General features: G+C 71.8%; 19 protein-coding genes. 10 read left to right on the forward strand and 9 right to left on the reverse strand.

Going from position 1 to position 22,062, the window contains the following annotated elements; genetic code table 11:
* Nucleotides 1-41 precede the first annotated feature (41 nt).
* Nucleotides 42-1,250, reverse strand: coding sequence for a cyanophycinase (locus Pla163_RS10725; RefSeq protein ID WP_145187754.1), 1,209 nt, complete (start codon nt 1,248-1,250; stop codon nt 42-44).
* Nucleotides 1,251-1,359: 109 nt separating this feature from the next.
* A complete protein-coding gene (locus tag Pla163_RS10730) occupies nt 1,360-2,637 on the reverse strand; it encodes an exo-beta-N-acetylmuramidase NamZ family protein (RefSeq protein ID WP_145187757.1) in 1,278 nt (425 codons plus the stop codon).
* Nucleotides 2,638-2,778: 141 nt separating this feature from the next.
* Between Pla163_RS10730 and Pla163_RS10735 the strand changes: the two genes are divergently transcribed.
* Together Pla163_RS10735 and Pla163_RS10740 are read left to right on the forward strand one after the other, a co-directional pair.
* Entirely contained in the window at nt 2,779-3,756 is a 978-nt protein-coding gene (locus tag Pla163_RS10735) for a dihydrodipicolinate reductase (RefSeq protein WP_145187760.1), read from the forward strand.
* Nucleotides 3,753-4,820, forward strand: a complete 1,068-nt coding sequence (locus Pla163_RS10740; RefSeq protein WP_145187763.1) for an aminotransferase class I/II-fold pyridoxal phosphate-dependent enzyme — start codon at nt 3,753-3,755, stop codon at nt 4,818-4,820. Before Pla163_RS10735 ends, Pla163_RS10740 begins: the two co-directional genes overlap by 4 nt.
* 7 nt (nt 4,821-4,827) lie before the next feature.
* Here the strand turns inward: Pla163_RS10740 and Pla163_RS10745 are convergent, their stop codons facing one another.
* Nucleotides 4,828-6,054, reverse strand: a complete 1,227-nt coding sequence (locus Pla163_RS10745; RefSeq protein ID WP_145187766.1) for a hypothetical protein — start codon at nt 6,052-6,054, stop codon at nt 4,828-4,830.
* 203 nt (nt 6,055-6,257) lie between these two features.
* Here Pla163_RS10745 and Pla163_RS10750 point away from each other — a divergent pair, with 203 nt between their 5' ends.
* The 4 genes from Pla163_RS10750 to Pla163_RS10765 all read left to right on the forward strand — a co-directional run bounded on the left by Pla163_RS10750 (nt 6,258) and on the right by Pla163_RS10765 (nt 11,241).
* Nucleotides 6,258-7,664 carry a hypothetical protein gene (locus Pla163_RS10750; protein WP_145187770.1) on the forward strand — a complete coding sequence of 469 codons (1,407 nt, stop codon included), beginning with the start codon at nt 6,258-6,260 and terminating at the stop codon, nt 7,662-7,664.
* A gap of 162 nt (nt 7,665-7,826) precedes the next feature.
* Nucleotides 7,827-9,026 carry a diaminopimelate decarboxylase gene (lysA, locus tag Pla163_RS10755; protein WP_145187773.1) on the forward strand — a complete coding sequence of 400 codons (1,200 nt, stop codon included), beginning with the start codon at nt 7,827-7,829 and terminating at the stop codon, nt 9,024-9,026.
* Between the two features lie 49 nt (nt 9,027-9,075).
* Nucleotides 9,076-10,104 carry an adenosine deaminase gene (locus Pla163_RS10760; RefSeq protein WP_145187777.1) on the forward strand — a complete coding sequence of 343 codons (1,029 nt, stop codon included), beginning with the start codon at nt 9,076-9,078 and terminating at the stop codon, nt 10,102-10,104.
* A 162-nt stretch (nt 10,105-10,266) separates the two neighbouring features.
* A complete protein-coding gene (locus Pla163_RS10765) occupies nt 10,267-11,241 on the forward strand; it encodes a transposase (RefSeq protein ID WP_145187780.1) in 975 nt (324 codons plus the stop codon).
* 121 nt (nt 11,242-11,362) lie between these two features.
* Here the strand turns inward: Pla163_RS10765 and Pla163_RS10770 are convergent, their stop codons facing one another.
* The 3 genes from Pla163_RS10770 to Pla163_RS10780 all read right to left on the reverse strand — a co-directional run bounded on the left by Pla163_RS10770 (nt 11,363) and on the right by Pla163_RS10780 (nt 13,791).
* Complete coding sequence (locus tag Pla163_RS10770) at nt 11,363-11,695, reverse strand: peroxiredoxin family protein (RefSeq protein WP_145187783.1); 333 nt, start codon at nt 11,693-11,695, stop codon at nt 11,363-11,365.
* Nucleotides 11,696-11,710: 15 nt separating this feature from the next.
* Nucleotides 11,711-12,553, reverse strand: coding sequence for a peroxiredoxin family protein (locus Pla163_RS19010; RefSeq protein ID WP_419185812.1), 843 nt, complete (start codon nt 12,551-12,553; stop codon nt 11,711-11,713).
* Nucleotides 12,554-12,732: 179 nt separating this feature from the next.
* Nucleotides 12,733-13,791, reverse strand: a complete 1,059-nt coding sequence (locus Pla163_RS10780) for an N-acetylmuramoyl-L-alanine amidase (RefSeq protein WP_145187786.1) — start codon at nt 13,789-13,791, stop codon at nt 12,733-12,735.
* Nucleotides 13,792-13,871: 80 nt separating this feature from the next.
* On the opposite strand from Pla163_RS10780, the gene Pla163_RS10785 reads away from it, so the two are divergent.
* The 4 genes from Pla163_RS10785 (at nt 13,872) to murQ (ending at nt 19,576) form a co-directional block, all read left to right on the forward strand.
* Complete coding sequence (locus Pla163_RS10785) at nt 13,872-15,551, forward strand: sodium:solute symporter (RefSeq protein ID WP_145187789.1); 1,680 nt, start codon at nt 13,872-13,874, stop codon at nt 15,549-15,551.
* The gene (locus tag Pla163_RS10790) at nt 15,548-17,275 is read left to right on the forward strand and encodes a family 20 glycosylhydrolase (protein WP_145187792.1); all 1,728 of its coding nucleotides are present in this window, start codon (nt 15,548-15,550) and stop codon (nt 17,273-17,275) included. Before Pla163_RS10785 ends, Pla163_RS10790 begins: the two co-directional genes overlap by 4 nt.
* A gap of 133 nt (nt 17,276-17,408) precedes the next feature.
* Entirely contained in the window at nt 17,409-18,500 is a 1,092-nt protein-coding gene (locus Pla163_RS10795; RefSeq protein ID WP_145187795.1) for an anhydro-N-acetylmuramic acid kinase, read from the forward strand.
* 167 nt (nt 18,501-18,667) lie between these two features.
* Nucleotides 18,668-19,576: an N-acetylmuramic acid 6-phosphate etherase gene (murQ, locus tag Pla163_RS10800; protein WP_145187798.1), complete on the forward strand. Its 909-nt coding sequence runs from the start codon at nt 18,668-18,670 to the stop codon at nt 19,574-19,576.
* Nucleotides 19,577-19,661: 85 nt separating this feature from the next.
* Here the strand turns inward: murQ and Pla163_RS10805 are convergent, their stop codons facing one another.
* The 3 genes from Pla163_RS10805 to Pla163_RS10815 all read right to left on the reverse strand — a co-directional run bounded on the left by Pla163_RS10805 (nt 19,662) and on the right by Pla163_RS10815 (nt 22,046).
* Nucleotides 19,662-20,591 carry a hypothetical protein gene (locus Pla163_RS10805; protein WP_145187801.1) on the reverse strand — a complete coding sequence of 310 codons (930 nt, stop codon included), beginning with the start codon at nt 20,589-20,591 and terminating at the stop codon, nt 19,662-19,664.
* Between the two features lie 29 nt (nt 20,592-20,620).
* Nucleotides 20,621-21,586 (reverse strand): serine hydrolase, encoded by a 966-nt coding sequence (locus tag Pla163_RS10810; protein WP_145187805.1) that lies wholly within the window; start codon nt 21,584-21,586, stop codon nt 20,621-20,623.
* A gap of 151 nt (nt 21,587-21,737) precedes the next feature.
* Nucleotides 21,738-22,046 (reverse strand): P-II family nitrogen regulator, encoded by a 309-nt coding sequence (locus Pla163_RS10815; protein WP_145187808.1) that lies wholly within the window; start codon nt 22,044-22,046, stop codon nt 21,738-21,740.
* Nucleotides 22,047-22,062 lie beyond the last annotated feature (16 nt).

Raw genomic sequence — 22,062 nt, forward strand, 5'->3', positions numbered from 1 at the left:
GACCGCCGGCGCCGGCGAACCCTCCGACGTGTCCGCCGCCATCAGCGCCGGTTCCTCGCGCGCGCCGCCGACACCGCGTCCGCGTCGACCTCGAGGTCGAGGAGGACGCCGGTGGCGGAGAACCCGACGAGCGTCGCGTCACCGGTCACGAAGCGCGTGTCGGCGTCGGCGCGCACGACGAGGGCGATGCCGTCGAGTTCGGCGCGCTGGGGCGTGGTGGGGTCGGTCGACAGCCGCTCCACGAGGTGTGTCAGGGTGTCGTCGCCGAAGGGCTCGAGCGGGACGAACGAGCGCGCGTCGAAGCGGTCGAGCGGCTCGAGCGCGCGCTTGTGGCCGGCGAGGACGACCGCGCCCGTGGCGAAGTCGATCGTGTCGCCCGTCGACAGGAGCGCCACGCGCAACCCGCGGCGCGAGCGCCCGTCGCGTTCGAGATCGCGCGCATCGATCTGCAGCACGGCGCGTTCGCCGAGCGGGCGCCCGCTCCGACCTTCGAGGTCGACCGCGAGCGCACAGTTGTCGGCGATCCCCCACCCGAAGCGCGTGTCCGTCTCCTCGAGGGCGACCGCCAGACGACCGATCCGCCCGCGCCGCAGGAAGTGCTGGTCGACCAGACCGAACGGGAAGAAGCCCATCCCGAGGCCGAGCTCGAAACGGCCGCCCGCGGTTCCGTCGAGCAGCGCGGCGCGACTGGTGCCGCCGACGATCATCGGATCGCTCATCATCGCTGCACCGGCGCTCGAACCGGCCACGCGGCCACCGCGCCGCAGCACATGGACCATGGCTCGATAGGCGGGCGTGTCGACGCCGAGCGGACGGAAGACCGCCGTGATGCGCGACTGGTCGCCGCCGGTGAACCAGAGCGCATCGGCGTCGCGGATCGGGTCGACGTAGTGCGGGTCGTCGGCGCGCTCGGGCGTCGTGTGGAGGATCTCGAGCACCTCGATCGACTGGCCGAAGTCCGCGTGGGCGGCGAGGTCCTCGACCGTGCCCGGACCGCTCTCCTCGGGAACTCCGCTGGCCGTCGGCAGGACGAGCACGCGTTCGCCGGCGCCTTCCGTGAAGGCCGAGAGCACGAGCGCGTTGTCGGCGCGCAGGCCGCCGCCGACGATCACGAGCTCGCCGCGGTCCCCCGTGGACATCCCGGCACAGGAGCTCGCGAGGCCCAGGAAGCCGGCGAACAGGACCTGCGACGAGAAGCGACGCACGCCGCGGAAGAAGGCGCTGCGGGGACGGGTGCGCGAGTCGAGCATGGGGGAGTCGAAGATCGAGGGTCGAGGTCGGATGCGAGCGCCCCAGCGGTGTCGGGAGCGGCCGGCGATGATAGCGGCGACCGAGGCTCACACGAGCCGCGCCCGTGGCTCAGTCGTAGAGCAGGAACGGCGCGCGGCGTGCGCGGAACGCAGCGGTCTCGCGCTCCCATGCGGCCCGGACCTCGGCGGTGGGCCGCTGCTCCTCGAGCGCCGCCCGCGTGTCGGCGTCGCCCAGCAGCCGGTCGTAGCGCGAACGGTCCCAAACCTCCGGGTACAGCTCGCGCAAGCACTGCGCGATCGCGTACCCGAGATCGAGCGAGCGGAAGACCGACCGGTCCGTGACGAACAGGTCGAGGCCTTCACAGACCTCGCCCGCGTGGACGCTCGACGCGGGGACGAAGCGCACCGGCGTCGCCGCCACGCCGGGAGTCCCTTTGGACGCGAACGCGCGCGCCAACCGCGGTCCGTCGATCCAGGGCGCACCGATCCGCTCGAACGGCGTGTCCGTGCCGCGCCCGACGCTGAGGTTGGTGAACTCGAGCAGGCCGACGCCCGGATAGAAGAGGGCCTGGGAGAGCCGCCGCATGTTGGGCGACGGCGCGGTGAAGACCAGGTCCGTGCGATCCAGCGTCGCGGCGCGCTGCCACCCTTCCGCGCGCACGACCTCGAGCGCCACGTCGAGTTCGCGCTCGGTGACGAACATCCGCGCCAGCTCTCCCACGGTCAGGCCGTGACGCACGGGAACTTCGTGGAAGCCCACGAACGAGCGCAGCCCGGCGTCCTGCACGGGCCCCTCGACGAGGTCTCCACCGAGCGGATTCGGCCGGTCGAGCACGACGAAGGCGACGCCGTGCTCGGCCGCCGCCTCGAGCGCGAGCCCCATCGTCGAGACGTAGGTGTAGAAGCGGCAGCCGATGTCCTGGATGTCGAACACGAGCACGTCGAGGCCTTCCAGCATCGCTGCGGTCGGACGCCGCGTCTCGCCGTACAGGCTGTGCACGACGAGGCCCGTTCCGGCATCGGTGTCGTGAGCGATCCCCTCCTCGTCGAGCACGCCTTCGAACCCGTGCTCGGGCGAGAACAGCGCGACGAGGTCGACGTTCGGAGCGCGCCACAGGACGTCGACCGTGCGGCGCCCGTCGCGACACAGCCCGGTGTGGTTCGTGATCAGACCGACGCGGCGATCCGCGAGCGGTGCGAAGTCGTCGCGCTCGAGCACGTCGATGCCGCACAGGACCTCGAGGAGTTCGGAGCCGGGCTCCTCGGTCCGCGACGTGTGCGCAGCCGCAGCCGCCCGTGCGGTGGACCTTGGCGGAACGAGGCTCGCGACGAGGCCGGTGACGACGACGGCGGCGAGGGCGAACGAAGTGGTGACGAGCTGGACCATGCCCCCATCGTCCCAGAGCGAAGGGCCCGGAGCGAAGGGCCAGGTCCTGGCCCCGTCCGCCGCGGCCCGGGCGGCTGCTACCATCCCGCCCCCTCGCGCGTCGCGGGACGCCAACCGTCTCCACTCGATCCCTCGCTTCCCATGCTCCGCCTCGTCCACGTCGGTCTCGGCCCCCTCGGACGCCGCGTCGCCGACGACCTCGTCGCCCGCGGGCTCGGCCAGGTCGCCGGGGCCGTCGACCTCGCTCCGAACACCGTCGGGACGATCTTCCACGGCCAGATGATCACCTCGGACCTGGTCGCCGCGCTCGACGCTCCGCACCACGCGGTGATCGTCGCGACCGCCTCGGACCTCAGGCGCTGTGCGGACACGTTCCGCACGCTCCTCGAACGCGGCGAGACGGTGGTCTCCACCTGCGAAGAGCTGCTCTGGCCCAAGCTGCGGCACCCCGAACTGGCGGCGGAGCTCGACGCGCTCGCGAAGCGCACGGGTGGACGGCTGCTCGGCACCGGGATCAATCCGGGCTTCCTGATGGACACGCTGCCGGTGGTCGCGACCGCGGCGTGCAACGCGGTGCGGCGTGTGGACATCTGGCGCGTGCAGGACGCGACGACGCGGCGCGTGCCGTTCCAGCAGAAGATCGGCGCGACGCTCGACCGCGAGGCCTTCGCCGCGCGCGAACGGGAAGGCACGCTGCGCCACGTCGGACTGCTCGAGAGTCTCGCCCTGGTCGCGGCGCGCCTCGGCCTGCGCGTGGAGCGCACCGAGGAGACGCTCGAACCGGTCCTGGCCGAGCGCGAGCTCGTCTGCGACCTGGGCCCGATCCCCGTCGGGAACGCGGCCGGTGTACGCCAGGTCGGGACCGGCTGGAACGCGGCCGGCGACGTGGTCGTGCGCCTCGAGTTCAAGGCTTCGATCGGCGAAGCCGAGCCCCACGACCGCGTGCTGGTCGACGGGGATCCGCCGATCGACCTGACGATCGCGGGCGGCGTGCACGGCGACGTGGGCACGAGCGCGATGGTGCTGAACTGCGTGCGTCCGCTGCTCGACGCCGCGCCGGGACTGCACACGATGGACACGATTCGACTGGCGGGGTTCGACGGCACGAACTCCCGATGAGCACGGCGCACCGCCACTCGAGCGCCACGCGCCGCACCGCCGAGGACGGCGTCGAACGCCTGTTCTTCGGCGGTTGCTCCTACCTGGGCCTGGCCCACGACGCGCACGTGCAGGCCGGTGCCGAGCGTGCGTTGGCGCTCTTCGGTTGCAGTGCCGGCGCGGCGCGCGGCACCAGCGGGACGAACGTGCTGCACGAGCAGCTGGAGGCCGAACTGCGCGACTTCACCGGCGCGGAGGCCTGCGCCGTGCTGCCGGACGCGGCGCTCGCGGACCTCGCTCTCGGCCTGGCACTGGTGCGGGACGGCGCGCGCGTGTGGTGCGACGTCGACGCCCATCCGTGCATCACCGATGCGGTGCGAGCGGGCGGCGGACACGTGGTCCTGGGCGCTGGCGACCTGCTCGACACCGCGCGCGCCGACGGCTGCACCATGGCGTTCACGGACGGCACCTTTCCGACCGCGGCGCGCTCCGCTCCGATCGAGGGCCTGGTTCGCGCCGGGTTCGAACGGGTCATCGTCGACGACGCCCACGGCTTCGGACTGCTCGGCGAACGCGGTGCCGGAGCGGCCGAGCGGATGGACCTCTTCGGCGAGCGCGACGTGCTCGTCGTCGCCCTGTCGAAGGTGCTGGGCGCGGCGGGCGGAGCGGTGCTCGGCAGTCGCGCGGTCGTCGACGCCGTGCGCGCGACGAGTCCCTACGCCTGCACCACGGGCCTCACACCGCTGGCCACGGGTGCCGCGCTCGAGGCCCTGCGGCGCGTGCGCACGACGCCGTCGTTGCGCGAGCGCGCCTTCGCGAACGCCGAGCGCCTGCACGCGATCGTGGACACGGTCGATCCCGCTCCGATCGAGCGCGAGATCCTCTTCCCCGTCCGGGCGCTGATGCTGGACGACGAGGCGGCGACCCGCGCCGTGCACGAACAGCTGCTAGCGGCGGGCATCGACGTGCCGCTCATGCGCTATCCCGGCGGCCCGGGCGGCGCGTATCTGCGCCTGGTGGTCACCAGCGAACACTCCGATCACCACCTCGAACGCCTCGCGAACGCGCTCGTCGCGTCGGTCTGAGACGCGCTCAGCTCCGCTGTGCGAGCGGGTAGTAGAGCGTGACGAGGGATGGCACGGGCGGGTACCGCAGGGTCACGCGATAGGCGCGGAACCCATCGAGTCCGTGCCCCATTCGCTCGCAGGCGTGGGCGATCACGTCGCCGTAGCCGGCGAAACCGGGCGCGGCCAACGACGGCGGCCGCCCCAACGACTGGACCTTGGTGTTCCAGGGCAACTGAGCCGAGGTCGCTTGCGAGTGCGGCGGCTGCGGACGGCCTTGGGCCAGGTTGACGAGACAGAAGCGCGGCACCGTCTCCACGGGCAGCGCGTGGTGCAGGAGCAGGTCGAAGTGCAAGGTCTCGGCTGGCGTGTCCTGCACCAGACCGTGCTCGGCCACGTCGTCGGCGGCGTCCCCGTAGATCGGAGCGAGCGAACGGTCCAGCCAGCCGAAGACCACGTCGAAAGCGGCCGTGTTGCCCACCGGGCCCGGACCGAGTTCGTGGTAGCGGGTCGCGCCTTCGGCGCGTTCGGTGATGGCTGGGAGATCGCCGGAACAGAACTGGCGCAAGAGCGGCACGTCGCCGGGCGCGAGGTTCGCGTCGAGCGGCTCGTGGTGTGGCCGTACCCCGTCCCCCCACACCCGGCTGTTGCTCAGCTGCCAGCCGGTCACGGGCCGCAGGCGCCGGAAGCCCGCGTGGCCGGTGACCATAGCCACGTCGACGCGATCGGGCTGTTCGGCGTTCGGCGCGACCACCTGCGCCCCGAAGCGCGTGCGGGTCTGGACACCGTGGACGGCGCTGTTGCCCTGGAAGGCCAGCTCGTGGCTCGACTCGAGTCGCGCCGGGTCGACGCGTTCGGGCAGCATGCTCGTGAGCATGAGCTCGAGTCCGGCGCGGCTGCCAGCGTGCTCGGCCACCATGTGATCGAAGGCGTCGACCGCCGCGTGCACGGCAGCCGCCACCGCGGGCGGCGCACCCTCGGCCTCGAAGGCGGCCACGAGGATGCGCACGCCGGAGTCGCCGAGCAGGTGCTGGACCACCTCGCAGGTGTCCTGGGAGGTGACCGTCCGGCACACCTTCCAGGCCATCGTGCGATTGATCCCGAAGCGCCGAGACACGTCCTGGGGGGCGCTCGGATCGGCGTCCACAGAGGCCAGGAGCTCGGTCAGGGCGGCGCGCAGTCCCGCCGCCCGGGTCTCGAAGTCCTCGAGGAACTCCGGTCGAGGGCGGACGAGGGTGGGCGGAGGGCTCGGCATGGGCGATCAGCAGGTCGGTCAGCTCGGGTCGGTCCGGTCCCCACGGGGACATGGAGCGGCCCTCGGTGGGCCCCCCCGATCATAGCCTTGACAGCCCGGCCATCCGCAGTAATGTCACCAGTGAAAACACCAGAGCGCCACGAGCCGCCGCAACCGGGGCTCCCCCTCCGGCTCGATCCCCACACCCTTCACCCCTCCAGTCCATGCGCCTCCTTCCCGGAATCGCCCTCTGCGGGCTCATGTCCACGAGCGCCTTCGCCCAGGCCTCCTTCACGATCCTCACCTCGGGCGGCGCGGAAGCCGTGTCCCCCGACGGGCGCTTCGTCGTCGGTCGCACCAGCGGTGGCTCCGCCTACCTGTGGGACCGCACCACCGGACTCACGACGCTGACGGGGAGCGGGACCGACGGCGCGGTGGACCTGTCCGCCGACGGCCAGACCATCTTCGGTGCCAGCGGCACGAGCCCGGCCCAACCGGCGATCTGGAACGGGACGTCCTGGACCGACCTCGGTGAAGTGTCCCCGGGCTCCGGCGGCTGCCCCGAGTTCGGGACGGCCTACGCCCTCTCGGACGACGGAACGGCCGGCACCGGCCTGGGCTGGATCGGCTGCTCGGCCGTGGCCTTCAGGTGGACCGCATCGGGCGGCTTGACCGCGCTGCCCGTCTCCGGCCCGGGCAGCGCCCGCGGCAACGCGATCTCCGGTAACGGGAACATCGTCGGCGGCTGGGACGAAGCGCCCAACGGCCAGCGGCGCGCGGCGCTCTGGCGCTCCAACGGACAGCAGGGCCTGCTGCTCGTCAACACCCCCGGGAACCAGATCGGCGCCGGTGAGGTCTGGGGACTTTCGACCAATGGTGAGATCGCGGTCGGCCACGGCAGCGACAGCGCATTCCTGTGGACGCAAGCCACCGGTCCCCAGGACCTCGGCAAGCCGGCCGGGACCTCGTTCCCGACCACGGCCATGGGCGTCTCCGACGACGGCTCGATCGTGGTGGGCACGGCCGGCAGCCCCTTCTCCGGAGGGCCCGATGCGTTCATCTGGACCCAGGCGACCGGCGCGATCCTGCTGGGTGACTACGTCACGAACGTCCTCGGCCTGACCCTGCCCGCGGGCATGGTCCTGCGGGCGGCGACCGACATCTCGACCGACGGCCGCACGATCGTGGGCTCGGCGTGGCCCGGCGGCCCGAACCCGTTCGCGTCCCAGGCATTCGTCCTCGACCTGCCCGAGCCCTGCGGCTGGGAGACCTACGGTGTCGGACTCGGCGGCGCCAACGTCCTCGACGTCACCGGCGGCGGCTCGGACGGCCTCGGCGGGATCTTCCAGGTCACGACCACCGGCATCACCGGCCCGGTGAGCGTGACGGCCGTCGGCTTCGCCGCGAGCTCCTTCCCCGCCCTGGGTGGAACCGGCCTCATCGACGTGTTCCAGTTCTATGGCTACTTCGTCAATGGGGCCACCGCCGGCACGTCGACGATGAACGTCGCCTTGCCCACGAACCCGACGCTGGCCGGACTGGAAGTCTTCTTCCAGACCTTCGCCCCGGACGCCTCGCAGATCGAGGGTTGGGCACTGTCGAACGGACTCAAGCTCGAAGTCTGCCCCTGAGAGGGGTCGCGCGTCCTCGAGAGCGCAGCGCGTAGGCCCGCGGGGGGTGTCGGCGACGAGCCGACACCCCCCATCCCGTTCGCACGACCGAACCCAACAGGCTGGCCTTGACCGAGGCCGCGTCGCTGGCATGGTGAGCCGCCCGCACCGGGAGACACGTCCATGCAACGCCCCTTTCCCGACCATCTGCTCCAGGCGCTCGCGCACGAGTTCGGCACGCCGCTCTACGTCCAGGGTCTCGACGAACTGCCCCGTCGCGTCGCGGACCTCGGCGCGTTCGACGTGGTGCGCTACGCCATGAAGGCCAACAGCGGCCCCGAGTTCCTCGACGCGATCCGCCGCGCCGGAGCCTGGGTGGACTGCGTCTCGGCCGGGGAACTGACGCGCGCGCTGGCCGCGGGTTTCGAGCCGCACCAGACCTGCTTCACCGCGGACCTCTTCGACCGCCGCTCGTTGCCGCTCGTGGCCGAGTTGGGCTGTCCGGTGAACCTGGGCAGCGAGGACATGATCGAGCAGTACGCGGGCGAACTCGCGCGCCGCGGCGTGGCCCTCGACGGGACGCGCGGGGTCACGCTGCGGCTGAATCCCGGCTTCGGACACGGCCACAGCACCAAGGTCAACACGGGCGGTCCGGCCAGCAAGCACGGGATCTGGCACACGCACCTGGATGCGGCGGTCGGGCGCGTGCGGGCCGCGGGCCTCGAGGTCACGGGACTGCACATGCACATCGGCTCGGGCACCGACATGCAGCACTTGCTCTCGGTCTGCGCGGCGCTGGCGAGTGCGGCGCGCCGCGTCGGGCCGAGCCTGCGCACGATCTCGGCCGGCGGGGGGCTTCCGGTTCCGTACCGCGAGGGCGACCCGGAACTCGATCTCGGTGCCTACTCGCAAGCCTGGACGGACACGCGCGACCAGCTGGCGGCCGAGTTCGGACACGCGCTCGATCTCGAGGTCGAGCCTGGACGCTATCTCGCGGCCAAGCCGGCGGTGCTGCTCAGCGAAGTGCGCGCCGTGAAGGACGTGGACGGCATGCCGTTCGTGCTCGTCGACGCGGGTTTCAACGCGCTGTGCCGGCCGATGGTCTACGGCGCCTACCACGGCATCTCGATCGTCGGCCGCGACGGCGCGCCGACGCGTCCCACGATGGTCGCGGGCCCCCTGTGCGAATCGGGCGACGTGTTCACCCAGGCGCTCGGCGGCGAGCCGGCCCCGCGCGACCTCCCCGCGTGCCGGGTCGGCGACCTTCTGTGCCTGCACGACACTGGTGCCTACGGACTGTCGATGGCCAGCACCTTCAACTCGATGCCGATCCCCGCCGAGGTGGTCGTCGAGGGGAACGAAGCGCGACTCGTGGGAGAGTGACGCGAGCGAGGTTCGCGGACGCCGAGCGCGTGGCGCTATCCTCTCTGCGATGTCGTACCCGCGCCCCACTGCCGAGATCGAACGCTTCGCCAGAGCGCTGCCCAAGACCGAGCTGCACCTGCACATCGAGGGTTCGCTCGAGCCCGAGTTGATGATGCGGCTCGCCGAGCGCAACGCGATCGCGCTGCCCTACCAAGACGTCGACGCCCTGCGCGCGGCCTACTCGTTCGGGTGCTTGCAGGACTTCCTCGACCTGTACTACGCCGGCTGCGACGTACTGCGGACGGCCGAGGACTTCCACGATCTGACGGCGGCGTACCTCGAGCGGGCGCACGCCGACCAGGTTCGTCACGTCGAGCTCTTCTTCGATCCGCAGTCGCACACGCCGCGCGGCGTCGCGTTCGAGGCCGTGCTCGACGGCATCACGTCGGCGCTCGACGCGGGACGGCGCGCGCACGGGATCACCTCGGAGGTGATCATGTGCTTCCTGCGGCATCTCGACGAGGAGGACGCGCACGCGACGCTCGAACTCGCTCTGCCCCACCGCGAGCGGATCGTCGGAGTGGGTCTCGATTCGTCCGAGAAGGGCCACCCGCCGGAGAAGTTCACGCGGGTGTTCACGGCCGCGCGCGAGGCGGGTTTCCGCACCGTCGCGCACGCGGGCGAGGAGGGGCCGGCCGAGTACGTGCGCACCGCGCTCGACCAGTTGGGCGTCAGCCGCGTGGACCACGGCAACGCGGCGCTCGACGACGCGGAGCTCGTCGCGCGGCTCGCGGCGGAGCGCATGCCCTTGACGGTCTGTCCGCTGTCGAACCTGGCCCTGTGCGTGGTCGAGGACCTGCGTGCCCATCCCTTGCGCGCGATGCTCGACGCCGGGCTGTGCGCCACGATCCACTCGGACGACCCGGCCTACTTCGGTGGCTACGTGGCCGACAACTACGTGGCGATGGCGGGTGCGCTGGGGCTCGGGCGCGACGAGCTCGTGACGCTCGCGCGCAACGGCATCGAGGCGAGCTTCGCGACCGCGGAGCGCAAGGCGGAGCTCGAGCGCGAGCTGGACGCCTTCGCCCGGCGCTAGATTGTCGGTACGGCGTCAGGCACGAAAGTGCCACCTGCCGCGCCGAGACGCTGCGATTCGCAGCGTCGTCGGCGGCAGGTGGCACTTTCGTGCCTGACGCCGTACCGACAATCTATTCACCTTAGGTCGCAACCCCGCGTCGTCGTGTGCGGTCTTGGTGGCATGGCTCGAACTCCTCGATACGACGCACCGGGACTCTGGCATCACGTCTACAACCGCGGGATCGCGCGACGCCCGATCTTCGAGACGGTCCGCGACAAGCGAGCGTTCCTCGCGGCACTGGCATGGCAGGTTCGCCGGGGAACGCTCGAAGTCCACGCCTTCTCCATCTTGGCCACACACTACCACCTGTTGATTCGCAGCCCCGATGGGAGTCTGAGTGCAGCGATGCAGTGGGTCCAGACGTCGTACAGCCGGTACTTCAATCGACGGCGGAAGCGCGACGGGGCGCTCGTCCGCGGCCGCTTCGGGTCGAAGCTCGTCGAGGGAGGGACCTATCGTCGGAACCTGGTGCGGTACATCGACAACAACGTGGTCGTCGCGGGCATCGGCGACGATCCTTGCAACTACCCGTTCGGCAGCGCCTGGCACTACGCCCGCTCACGGGGTGCACCGTGGCTCGAACGGAGCTGGGTCGAATCGGACCAGATGCGTCGCGACGAGCTCGAGGCGTTCAGTCCGAAGCGCTATCGAGAACGTGCCTGCGCTGGAATTCCGGACTCCGTTCGCGAGTCGATCGAACGACGCGTGCGAGGCCGACGCCACGAGCGGGGCACCGAGGAGAGCCTGGATCGGCCGGCGGGACGTGTCGTCGAACGCCTTCGACGCAGTGCGAACATCGCGGACGGTGGGACCGCCTGGCTCCCACTGACCAGCCTGCCCGCTCTCGTCGCTGAGGTGGACCGCGTGAGTGCGAGCGCGGCGAGCGGCGACGAGCTGCTCCGCGGGAGCCTCCTCGTCGGTCTCGGCCGCCAACTCGTGGGCGCCACCCAGTTGGAGCTCGCGACCCGACTCGACATCTCGATCTCGACCTGTAGACGACTCGCATCGGTGTTCGGCGAGCGCCTCACCACCGACCTCGCCTACAGCGCCCTGGTCGAGTCGGTCGTCCGCACCCTCCAGGCGGATTGGGAGTGAGCGGGACGTTCGGTACGGCGTCAGGCACGAAAGTGCCACCTGCCGCGCCGAGACGCTGCGATTCGCAGCGACGCGGCGGCAGGTGGCACTTTCGTGCCTGACGCCGTACCGAACGTCCCGCTCAGTGCCCCTCGTCCTCGACCGGTGGCGGCTCGATGCCCATCTCGCGCAACAGCTCGTCCACCGCGGCGTCCATCTGCGCGCCGCGCACGTTCTTGAAGCGGATGACGCCCTGCCCGTCGAGCACGTAGATCGTCGGCCAGCCGCTGACGTTCCAGCGCGCGGAAATCGGTCCGGACGTGCCGTAGGGTCCGTTCCAGACGCTCGGCCAAGTGATGTTCTCCTCGACGAGCCGCGCGTGCAGCGTGTCGAGGTCCTTGTCACTGTTGATGCCGAGCAGGGTGAAAGGCGCGTCCGCGAGTCTCTTCACGAGCGACCGCTCGTGGGGGTACATGGCCCGGCACGGGCCTCACCAGTCGCCCCAGAAGTCGATGACGACGACCTGGCCGCGGAACTGCTCGAGGCTGATCGGCTCGCCGAACAGGTCGGTCCCGAGGATGTTCGGAGCGACCATCCCGATCTGCAAGCGCTCCGCCTCGAAGCGCTCGCCCAGCACGCGATAGGCCGCGATCGACTCGGGCGCGATCTCGAGGATGCGCGCGCGATCGGCGTCGTGAGCGGCCTGCTGCTCGGCGGACAACGGGGTGCCGCGCCGCACGCTGCGAGCGATCGACGTCATGCGCGCGAACAACACGTTGGCCTTGGTCTCGGGCGGCGCGTCGCTTTGGAGGACGCGCTCGGCCAGGGCCGCGAACCGTTCATCTCCGAGAGAGCGCGCCCGGTAGCCGAGCCGCAGCGTCGCAGCGAAGAGTGCCGTGTGCGCGGGATGCTTCTCGGTGAGTCCTTCGAGGGCGGCGGCGGTGACCTCCGGTTCGGTGGCCCACTCGTTGGCGAACTCAAGCAGCAGCGCCTGGTCCGGATCGCCGTCGAACCGGGCCGCGGCCTCGAGCGCGCGCCGGGAGAGTCCGTCGTGATCCGGCGAAGGGATCGCGGCGTACATCTCGTTCAGGGCGTCGTTGTTCCTGGCCGCTTCGGCTGCTTTCCACGCGTCGGATGCGCGCAGCTCCTCGAAGGCCGCTTCGCGCCGTGCGACCGCCTCCGCGAGTTCGGCCCGCAATTCTGCGTGGACCGTGGCCGCCGTCTGCGCCGGAGCGGCCGCCTCCGACACGGAGGTCGGCGCCGGCTCCTGCCACGGGACGGGCGGCGGCGCGACGAGCGGCGCCGCGGCGATGATGAGGGACGAGAGGATCATGGTGTTCCTGGTTGGGGGGCGAGTGCGGCCCGAGCCGGGTCGCTGGTTCCCAGGGTACTCGGCCGGGGTGTTCGGTACGGCGTCAGGCACGAAAGTGCCACCTGCCGCCGACGACGCTGCGAATCGCAGCGTCTCGGCGCGGCAGGTGGCACTTTCGTGCCTGACGCCGTACCGACAATCTAACGCCCCTCGAGGTGGCCACGGGCGTCTCGGACGACGCGCTCCCAGTCGAAGGCCGGCCCCGGGTCCTGCTTGTTCGACTGCACGTGGTAGTGCCCGATCAGGCCCGAGTGCCGATCGAACTCCGCGCGCGTCATGGTCCGCATCAGCGGCGAGCCATCCGCCTCGCGCGGGTAGTCGAGCTCGATCCGCGGCAGCGCGCGGTGCAGCGCGGCGGTCAACTTCGCCAGGCTCTCGTACTGCTGCGGCGTGAAGTCGTACTGCACCAGTTCGGTCCCGTTGATCGCGCCGACCACCGGTTCGGCGCGCGCGCTGAAGCCCTCGAACCCCGTGGTCGCGACGCCCCCGTCGCCGAAGCGCTCGGGCAGCGTGACGCGCGTCGGCCCGCCGCTCGCGGACTCCTCGTACCACTCGTCGAGCCGCCCGCGGTCCGCCAACGTCGCAGCCCCGGGCTGGGCGATCTCGATCCCCACCGAACGGTCGTTGGCGATCGTCGCGTGCCACGCGCGCTCGTCGAGATCGAGCGTCTGGTAGATCGTCCCGTCCACGTCGAGCATGAAGTGCACGGACAGCCCGCGCCCGTCCTGCAGCACGCGGTAGCAGACCTCGCTGGTTCCACACACGTCGTAGTGGATGACGAACTGATCCACGACCTCGCGCAGGTCCGCGAGCGACCACTGCCCGTTCTTGGCCGCCAGCGCCTCCGCATCCGTCTGCGCGCGACCGCTGGGTGTCAGCCGCCGCGCCCCGTAGCGCGCCTTCTGCTCGGCCCCCTCGTCCTCGGCCTCGAAGTGCTTCCACGGCCGATAGGCGTCGTAGCCGTCCTCGTCGATCCACAGCACGACCGGCGCGCCCACGTGGAAGAGCTGGCCGGCGACGACGATCTCCTGCCCGGTGCGCGGCAGCCGTTCGCCGATGCGCGGCTCGCGCAGCTCGGCGCAGCCGGTGATCGCGACGACGAGGGCGGCGGCGTACAGAAGGGGCCAGCGGCGGGTCGGTGCGGCAGCGAGATCGCCGTGCTCGGGACTCGGTCGCTCGTGTTCGTGGATGGGTCGCATGGATCTGACTTGGTCGGGCCCGGCTTCGTGGGCGCGGTGGGACGCGCCTAGGATAGACGCCCGCCGCCGCGCGCTCCCCCATGCCCATCGCTCCCCTCGCCCTCGCTCCCGCGACCGGCTTCGCTGCCGCGGACTGGCTCGTCGTCGCGGCCTACTTCGTGCTCCTGGCCGGGACGGGCTGGTACTTCGCGCGCCGGGAGAACCGGAACACCGACGACTACTTCCTCGGCGGGCGCTCGATGCCGCCCTGGGCCGTCGCGATCTCGATCGTCGCCACGTCGATGTCGGCGGCCAGCTTCGTCGGCGTGCCGGAGAGCGGCTACACGGGCGACCTGACGTACCTCACGACGAACGTCGGCATGGTGCTGGCCGCCTGCGTCGTCGCGTTCCTGTTCATCCCGGCCTTCTACGCCGAGCGGGTCCAGACGATCTACGGGCTGCTCGAACGTCGCGTCGGACACGAGGCGGGCCACGCCGCGAGCTGGGCCTTCCTCGTCGGCCGCGTCTTCGCCAGCGGGGCGCGCATCTACGTCGGCGCCATCCCGCTCTCGTTGATCCTGTTCGGCGTCGAGCACGGACTCGACGCCTCGAACCTGATCGTGGCGGTCCTGGTCCTGACCGTGGTGGGCATCGTCTACACCCTGATGGGCGGCGTGGCAGCGGTGATCTGGTCCGACGTGATCCAGATGGTCGTGCTGCTCGGAGCGGCGCTCGGTGCGATCGTTCTGATCGTGGGTTGGATCGAAGTCCCCCTGGCCGACGTGTTCGACGCCCTGCGCACGGGCGGCGCGCCCCTGGTCGAAGGTGGCGCCGCCACGTCGAAGCTCCAGCTGCTGGACACGCGCACCGATCCACGCCTGCCGTTCACGCTGCTCACCGCCGTCCTCGGTTTCACGCTGCTCGGCATCGGCTCCTACGGCACGGACCAGGACCTCGCGCAGCGCATGCTGACGTGCAAGAACGCTGCCTCCGGATCGCGCTCGGTGCTGATGGGCATCGCGTTCGGCATTCCGTCGGTGCTGGTCTTCCTCGTGGTCGGGATGCTGCTCTGGGTCTTCTACCAGCGACCCGAACTCATGGGCAGCCACGCGCCGGTCGTCGCGCCGGGCGACGACCGCCAGGTGTTCCTCGAGTTCATCCTGACGCAGATGCCCGGCGGCCTGCGCGGTCTGATGATGGCGGGCCTGTTCGCGGCGGGTCTGTCGAGCCTCAACAGCGCGATCAACGCGATGAGCTCGACCTTCGTCAACGACGTGTACCGCCGCCGCCGGCCCGATCTCGACGAGCGCGCCCTGTTGCGCGTCGGGCGCATCGGCGTGGCGGTGTGCGGCGCGGTCCTCGGCCTGTTCGCGGTGCTGTGCGTGGTCTGGCAGTCGAACCAGGACGGCGGCGTGAAGGGCGGATCGATCATCAACTTCGTGCTCGGGATCATGACCTTCGCCTACTCCGGGCTCGTGGGCGTGTTCCTGTCCGTGCTGCTGCTGCGACGCGGATCCAGCACGAGCGTGATCGCAGCGCTCGTGACGGGTTTCGTGCTGATCGCGCTGGTCCAACCCTGGGCGCTCGGCAGTTGGATCGAGGCTGCTCCGAAGGGCGCGGCGTTCGGCGAACTCACCTTCCTGCAACAGGTCGTCGCCGCGCACTTCACCTGGAAGTTCTCCGCCGCCGTCGTGGTCACGTTCCTCGTCTGCGCCGGCGGCGGACCCAACCGACCCGCTCGCCCCACCGCACCCGGTCCCGACCCGTTCGCCTCCCGATGAAGCCCGTCGATCTCCCCCTCGTTCCGCGGCCCAAGTTGGTGGACATCGGCCGCTTCGACGCCGGACGCATCGGTTCCGAGCCCAACGTGCACATCGAGCCGTCGCTGACGCGCCCGGCCGAGTACAAGCTGACGCTCTCGCCGCGCGGACCGTTCATCGTGGCCGGCGGACCGGACGGTGTGCGCGCGGCCGAGCACACGCTCGCGAAGCTGCGCGCGATCGCGAAGTCGCGGCCGAAGGACCAGCCCCTGCCGATCGTCCTGGTCGAGGACTGGGCCGACCACGCGCGGCGCGGATTCATGCTCGACGTGTCGCGCGACCGCATCCCGACCATGGACGAGCTGGAACGGCTCGTCACGACGCTGGCCCGCCTCGGCTTCAACGAACTCGAGCTGTACGTCGAGCACGTCTTCGCCTTCCCCGGTCACGAGGCCGTCTGGGGCGCGCTCGATCCGCTCACGCCCGACGAGATCCGGCGCCTCGACGGTTGGTGCCAGGCCGCGGGCATCGAGCTGGTCGCGAACCAGAACTGCTTCGGACACCTGGCGGGTGTGCTGCGGACGCACGGCTACGAGCACCTGGCCGAGACGCACGGCACGTTCCGCTTCCTCGACTTCGAGAAGCAGGGCCCGTTCAGCCTCTGCCCCGAGGACCCGGCGTCGCTCGAGCTCGTCGACGGTTGGCTGCGCACGATCGCGGAGGTCTACAGCTCGCGCCGCGTGCACATCGGGTGCGACGAGACGTTCGACGTGGGCCAGGGCCGTTCGAAGGCGGCGGTCGAGGCGCGCGGACGCTCGCGGGTCTACGCGGACTTCGTCGCGGCGATCGCGGGTCGCTGCGAGGCGCTCGGACTCGAACCCATGTTCTGGGCCGACATCGCGCTCGCCGACGAGGACGCGTTCAGCACGCTTCCGAAGGAACTGGTCGCCGTGGCCTGGGGCTACGAACCCGACAGTCCGTTCGAGCGCTGGTGCGAGACGCTCGATCGTCTCGACCGTTCGTACCTCGTCGCGCCGGGCACCTCGTGCTGGCGGACGTTCGCCGGACGCACGAGCGAGCGCCGCGCGAACCTCGCCGCCGCCAGCGCCGCCGCGGCCGATTCGCGCGCGGACGGCCTGCTCGTCACGGCCTGGGGCGACCTCGGGCACCGCCAGGTCTGGCCGATCACCATGCGCGCGGTGTGCGACGCGGCCGAAGCCTGTTGGAACGCGGGCGCCGAAGGTGCGGACCCCGAAGCCACCGCGCGCGTCGCCTTCCGCGAACGCGACGGCGCGGCGCTCTGTGAGTACGTGGACGCGCTCGGCGACCTGGATGCGGACCTGCGCGACGCGGCGGACGGTCGCGATCTGCTCGGCAACGCCGCGGCCACGTTCAGCGAGCTCTTCCCCGCCACCACGACGACGGCGCCGCGCGGGAGCCTCGCCGAGTGGGAGCGACTCGCGGCCGAGTTCGACCACTTGGTGCGCGACGCACCGATCGCCCACGACCGTCTCGTCGCCGCCGAGTTGGCCGACGCGGCGCTGTGGACCGGACTCGCGATCGACGTGGCGCTCTGGCGGCGCCGCGGACGGGACTCCGCGGGCCGCGGGCCGCTGCTCGAGCGCCTCGACGCGCTCGTCCTCGACCAGCGCGAACTGTGGCCCCGCCGCGCGCGTCGGCCCGGACTCGAGCACAGCCTCGCGCACGTCGCGGCACTGCGCACCCGACTGGAGACCGAGTCGTGAGCGAGCGACTGCGGTCGAACCACGTGCGAGCGGTGCGGCGCTGCGGCCCTGACGTGGCGCGCGCGGCGTCGTGCGACGTTCAACGTCAGCGCGTGCGGACGCGACACGGGTGTCCTCGCACGGGGCTCACGGCATGAACGAGCGCCTCGCCATCGGTTGCATGACCGGAACGAGCCTGGACGGGCTCGACGTGGCGCTCGTGCGCGCGCGCGGCACCGGGCTCGAGCTCGAGGTCGAGCTGATCGACGCGCGCGCGTTCGACCTCGGCGAGCTGCGCGAACCGCTGCTCGACTTCGCGCGCGGCGGGGCCCTCACGGCACTCGGCGTCGCGGACCTGGCGCGCCGCTTCGGCGAGCTGCACGCGGCCGCCGTGGTCGAAGTGGCCCGCGGACGCGCGCTGTCACTCGTCGCGGTGCACGGACAGACCGTGGCCCATGCGCCGCCGAACTCGCTGCAGCTCGTGAATCCGTGGCCGATCGTGCGCGACGCGAACGCGCGCGTGGTGGCGGACCTGCGCGGCGCGGACCTCGCGGCCGGCGGCGAGGGCGCGCCGATCACGCCGCTCGCGGACCTGGTCCTGTTCGGTCACGAACAGAAGCGGCGCGCGATCGTCAACCTGGGCGGCTTCGCGAACGTGACCCACCTTCCGGCGGTGGCGCCGGGAGCGCGCGCAGCCGCCGGCGCGCGGATCACGGGCGGCGACGTGACGCCCTGCAACCACTGGCTCGACGGCCTCGCGCGGCACCTGTTCGACCGGCCCTTCGACGAGGACGGAGCGCTCGCGGCCACTGGGCACGCGGACGCGGCCACGGTCGCGCGCTTCGCCGACGAACTGACCGCGATCCGGTCGCGCGCGCGCTCGATGGGCAGCGCCGAGGAACGCGCCGACCTCGAACGCCTCGTGGGCGACACCGAACCGCACGCGGCCCTGGCGAGCGCGGTCCAGGCCATCGCAGCGGCGGTGGCGGACTCCGCGCGCGACGCGGACGAGGTGCTGCTCGCGGGTGGCTCGACCGCGAACCGCGCGCTCGTCGACGCGCTCGCGGCCGCCTGCCACGCGCCGGTGCATTCGACCTCGGCCGTGGGTATCGATGCGCGCTGGCGCGAAGCCATCGCCATGGCCGTGCTGGGCCTTGTGGCCGACGACGGCGTCCCGATCACGCTGGCGGCCGTCACCGGTGCGACGCGACCGCCGCGCGCGGGGGCCTGGTACCGACCGGGTTGAGCGCGGCCGCCCCACAGATCGCCCCACAGATCGCCCCACCGACCGATCCACCGACCGCGCCGCCGACCGCGCACGGCGTCGCGCCGGGCCGACCACCGGCTCGCACACCGGACACCTGGCGCAGCGAACCACCCCGATCGGGGACCCAGAACCTCGTCGTACCGACCATGACCTCCTTCGAGCACGAACATCGAACCTCGTCGACCGAGCGGCGCGATCCGGCGACGCGCGACCTGCACGCACGTTCGGTCGCCGGGATCCTGGATGCCTTCGGAACCGCCGACCTGCGAGCCGTGGAAGCGGTGGCCGAGGCGCGGCCCGCGTTGACGGCGTTGATCGAAGCGGCCGAGCCCGGCTTCGTGCGCGGCGGCCGCCTCGTCTACCTGGGCGCGGGCACGTCCGGGCGACTGGGCGTCCTCGACGCGTCGGAGGCGCCGCCGACGTTCGACGTGGACGAAGGACGGGTGGTCGGCCTCATCGCCGGCGGCGACGCGGCGCTGCGCCGTTCGAGCGAGGCGTCGGAGGACGATCCGAACGGAGCGCAGGCCGAGCTGGACGGATTGGCCCTCACGGACGACGACACCGTGGTCGGCATCGCGGCCAGCGGTCGGACGCCGTACGTGCTGGGCGCGCTGGCCCACGCGAAGTCGCGCGCGCCCGGCGCCGTGACCGGACTCGTGTGCTGCACCGAAATCGCCGCTCCGCCGCCCGGTTGCGACCACCTGGTCGAACTCCTGACCGGTCCCGAGGTCCTGACGGGTTCGACGCGCCTCAAGGCTGGAACCGCGACCAAGCTCGTGCTGAACGCCATCTCGACGGCGTTGATGGTGCGCGCCGGCCGCGTCCACGAGAACCTGATGGTGGACGTGCGCGCCACGAACGCGAAGCTGCGCGCGCGGGCGATCGGCATCGTGCGCGAGCTCACGGACCTGGACGCGACGGCGGCCGGGGACCTGCTCGAACGCGCGGGCGGGTCGTGCAAGGTCGCGGTCGCGATGCACCACCTGGGCCTCGAACGCGACGCCGCGGTGGCCGCCCTCGCGCGCGTGGCCGGCCGGCTCGGCGACGTGCTTTGATCGGTACGGCGTCAGGCACGCTGCTGCCACCCGAAACCTCGCGCGGCGGCCAGCCCGAACGTCCCGGGCTCGACCTCGAGCGACCTCACGCGCGCCAGGCCCGCGCCGCCGCACCGACCACGGCCGCGGCGGGACTCGTCGACAGCACGAGACGCTCGCGCAGCCGATCGTCGCCGCCGCGCTCGGCCACCTGCGCGAGCGTCTCGTCCACGATCGGCCGAACCGCCTCGTGCGCGAGGACGCGGGCCAGGCGCTGGGAGACGACGATGCGCTCGAAACTCGTCGCGAGCGCCTGTTCGCGCAGCCACACGAGCCGCACCAGGTCCCACACGGCGCGGATCAGCACGCGACTCGCGGCTTCCTCGCCCGCGTGCGCTCCTTCCTCCGGGCGGTCGTGGGTCCCGCCGGCTTCGCGGTAGCGCTGGTTCAGGCCGCGCACCGAGAGCCGTTCCTCGAACGTCGCCGCGCCGTCGGTCAGGCGCCAGGCGCGCTCGAGGGCACGGGGCGCGTCCTCGAACGCGACCACCGCGCCCTCGAACACGAACGCCTCGGCCAGCCCGGTCCCGCCGCCGACGAAGTACCCCGTGCGCGCGCCGCGCAGTCCGCCGTTCACGCCGAACAACTCGCCCGCACACCCGAGCAGCCCGTCGTCCTCGAGTCGTTCGCACTCCGCGACCAGCTCGACGCCGCGCCGTGCGAGCACGTCCTCGAGCCGCTCGAGGAAGCGCGGTTCGACGGGCCCGTGCAGCGCGTGCGCGATCCCGCGACCGTCCGCGGTCTTGCGCCCGGGCATGCCCATCCCGAAGCGCACCCGCTGCGCCCCTTCGGCACACCGCCCGATCACGTCGGCCGCGCCCTCGATCCAACTGGCCGCGTCCGAACCCGGCGACACCGCGTGGCTGAAGAGCTCGCCGCGGCGCGCGAAACAGCCGTCGTCCGTGCGCTCGACGACCGCCGCGCGCACGCCGCTCCCGCCGCCGTCGACGCCGACGAGTCGCACACCGGCGTCGGTCACGTCCGGTGCCTGCGCCCGTGACCCGTCGCTCAGCGCCACGCGTCCACTCCTTCGGCCGGCGACCAGGTGTCCGCGCCCTCGAAGTGCTCCCACAGGACGCGAGAAACGTCGCGCAGGAGCACGAAACCTGTGTTGTCCGCGCCCCAGCTGGTGTCGACCTGATCGGCCGTGATCAGGCAGAAGACGTAGTCGCCGCTCGGCGCGTTCACGAGCACCACTTCCGACCGCGAGCGATTCACGGCGCCCTGCTTGCTCGCGGCCTGGATCCACGGCGGCAGTGCGGACAGGGCCTCCGAGTCCCAGTAGGTGCGGCAGAGCACGCGGTACATCTCCTCGTCCGCGCGCGCGCCGACCGCTTCGCCGCGGCGGATCGAGGCGAGCATCCGCGCCATCTCGCGCGGCGTCGTCTGGCCCCAGCCGAAGGCGCGGTAGTCGTCCTCGCGGCCCGCGGTGCGCGAGTTGACGCGCGTGTGTTCGTAGCCGTGCTCGGCGAGCCAGGCGTTGATCCCCGCGCCGCCGCCGGCCAGCTCCTGCAGCCAGACGCTGGCGGTGTTGTCGCTGAACGCGATCATCAGGTGGATCAACTTCGAGAGCGTGATCGCCGCTCCGTCCTGGAACGAGGCCAGTAGATCCTCGCCGCCGCGCGAACGCTGGGCATCGTAGGTGAGCAGCGCGTGCGGATCGAGCTCGCCGGCCTCGATGCGCTCGTACAGCGCGAGCAGGATCGGCACCTTGACCAGACTCGCCGTCGGGTACGTGGCGTCGGCGTCGAAGGCGAACGCGTCGGCGGTGCTCCGATCGTCCGGGTCCAAGCGCGCGACGTACAGCCCGACGCGGCCCTCGAACGGCTCGAACAGCGCCTCGAGTCGCGCTGCCAGTTCGGGAGCGTCGGCCCGCTGGATCTGCGTCGAACGCGGCGCATCGGGCGTCGCGCGACAGGCGACGAAGGACGGCGCGAACAGCAGCACGAGCAGGAGACGGAAGCGGCGCGTCATGGCGTCCATCCTGCGCGGCGAGCGGGCCACGTGCAACGCGCTGGGGCCCTCACCGCCCGCGGCCGGTGCGGCTGCCGGAACCGGTGCCGCGCCCGGCCTCGCGCGCCCGGCCTCGCGCGGAGGCTCGAGCCCCGGCGCTCCTGACCGCGCCTCAGTCCGCGAGGTCGTCGGACAGGATCGCGCGCCCGGGCAGCGCGATGAACACGGCGCCGAAGCGCACGATCAGGGGCTTCAGATCGGCGGCCAGGGCCTCGAGGCGCTCGGGCTCGACCGTGGTCAGGATCATGTGGTTGTTCGACACGCCCGCCACGTCGTCGGCCAGCTGGTCGCCGCGATTGCCCGCACCGGCCACGTCGCGGACGATGCTCCAGCCGCGCACTCCGTGGCGTTGGAGCACGCGCGTCACCTCGCGCACGTGGTAGGCGTCGACGGTGATCTCGAGGCGTTCGATCGGTTTCATCGGGGCGGTCGGTCGT

The organism is Rohdeia mirabilis (genome assembly GCA_007750655.1).
Taxonomy (GTDB): Bacteria; Planctomycetota; UBA1135; order UBA1135.

What these genes read in the sequence shown, in the direction of transcription:
- Pla163_RS10725 (WP_145187754.1), bottom strand. Translation starts at nt 1,250, where the DNA reads ATGCTCGACTCGCGCACCCGTCCCCGCAGCGCCTTCTTCCGCGGCGTG.
- Pla163_RS10730 (WP_145187757.1), bottom strand. Translation starts at nt 2,637, where the DNA reads ATGGTCCAGCTCGTCACCACTTCGTTCGCCCTCGCCGCCGTCGTCGTC.
- Pla163_RS10735 (WP_145187760.1), top strand. Translation starts at nt 2,779, where the DNA reads ATGCTCCGCCTCGTCCACGTCGGTCTCGGCCCCCTCGGACGCCGCGTC.
- Pla163_RS10740 (WP_145187763.1), top strand. Translation starts at nt 3,753, where the DNA reads ATGAGCACGGCGCACCGCCACTCGAGCGCCACGCGCCGCACCGCCGAG.
- Pla163_RS10745 (WP_145187766.1), bottom strand. Translation starts at nt 6,054, where the DNA reads ATGCCGAGCCCTCCGCCCACCCTCGTCCGCCCTCGACCGGAGTTCCTC.
- Pla163_RS10750 (WP_145187770.1), top strand. Translation starts at nt 6,258, where the DNA reads ATGCGCCTCCTTCCCGGAATCGCCCTCTGCGGGCTCATGTCCACGAGC.
- lysA (WP_145187773.1), top strand. Translation starts at nt 7,827, where the DNA reads ATGCAACGCCCCTTTCCCGACCATCTGCTCCAGGCGCTCGCGCACGAG.
- Pla163_RS10760 (WP_145187777.1), top strand. Translation starts at nt 9,076, where the DNA reads ATGTCGTACCCGCGCCCCACTGCCGAGATCGAACGCTTCGCCAGAGCG.
- Pla163_RS10765 (WP_145187780.1), top strand. Translation starts at nt 10,267, where the DNA reads ATGGCTCGAACTCCTCGATACGACGCACCGGGACTCTGGCATCACGTC.
- Pla163_RS10770 (WP_145187783.1), bottom strand. Translation starts at nt 11,695, where the DNA reads ATGTACCCCCACGAGCGGTCGCTCGTGAAGAGACTCGCGGACGCGCCT.
- Pla163_RS19010 (WP_419185812.1), bottom strand. Translation starts at nt 12,553, where the DNA reads ATGATCCTCTCGTCCCTCATCATCGCCGCGGCGCCGCTCGTCGCGCCG.
- Pla163_RS10780 (WP_145187786.1), bottom strand. Translation starts at nt 13,791, where the DNA reads ATGCGACCCATCCACGAACACGAGCGACCGAGTCCCGAGCACGGCGAT.
- Pla163_RS10785 (WP_145187789.1), top strand. Translation starts at nt 13,872, where the DNA reads ATGCCCATCGCTCCCCTCGCCCTCGCTCCCGCGACCGGCTTCGCTGCC.
- Pla163_RS10790 (WP_145187792.1), top strand. Translation starts at nt 15,548, where the DNA reads ATGAAGCCCGTCGATCTCCCCCTCGTTCCGCGGCCCAAGTTGGTGGAC.
- Pla163_RS10795 (WP_145187795.1), top strand. Translation starts at nt 17,409, where the DNA reads ATGAACGAGCGCCTCGCCATCGGTTGCATGACCGGAACGAGCCTGGAC.
- murQ (WP_145187798.1), top strand. Translation starts at nt 18,668, where the DNA reads ATGACCTCCTTCGAGCACGAACATCGAACCTCGTCGACCGAGCGGCGC.
- Pla163_RS10810 (WP_145187805.1), bottom strand. Translation starts at nt 21,586, where the DNA reads ATGACGCGCCGCTTCCGTCTCCTGCTCGTGCTGCTGTTCGCGCCGTCC.
- Pla163_RS10815 (WP_145187808.1), bottom strand. Translation starts at nt 22,046, where the DNA reads ATGAAACCGATCGAACGCCTCGAGATCACCGTCGACGCCTACCACGTG.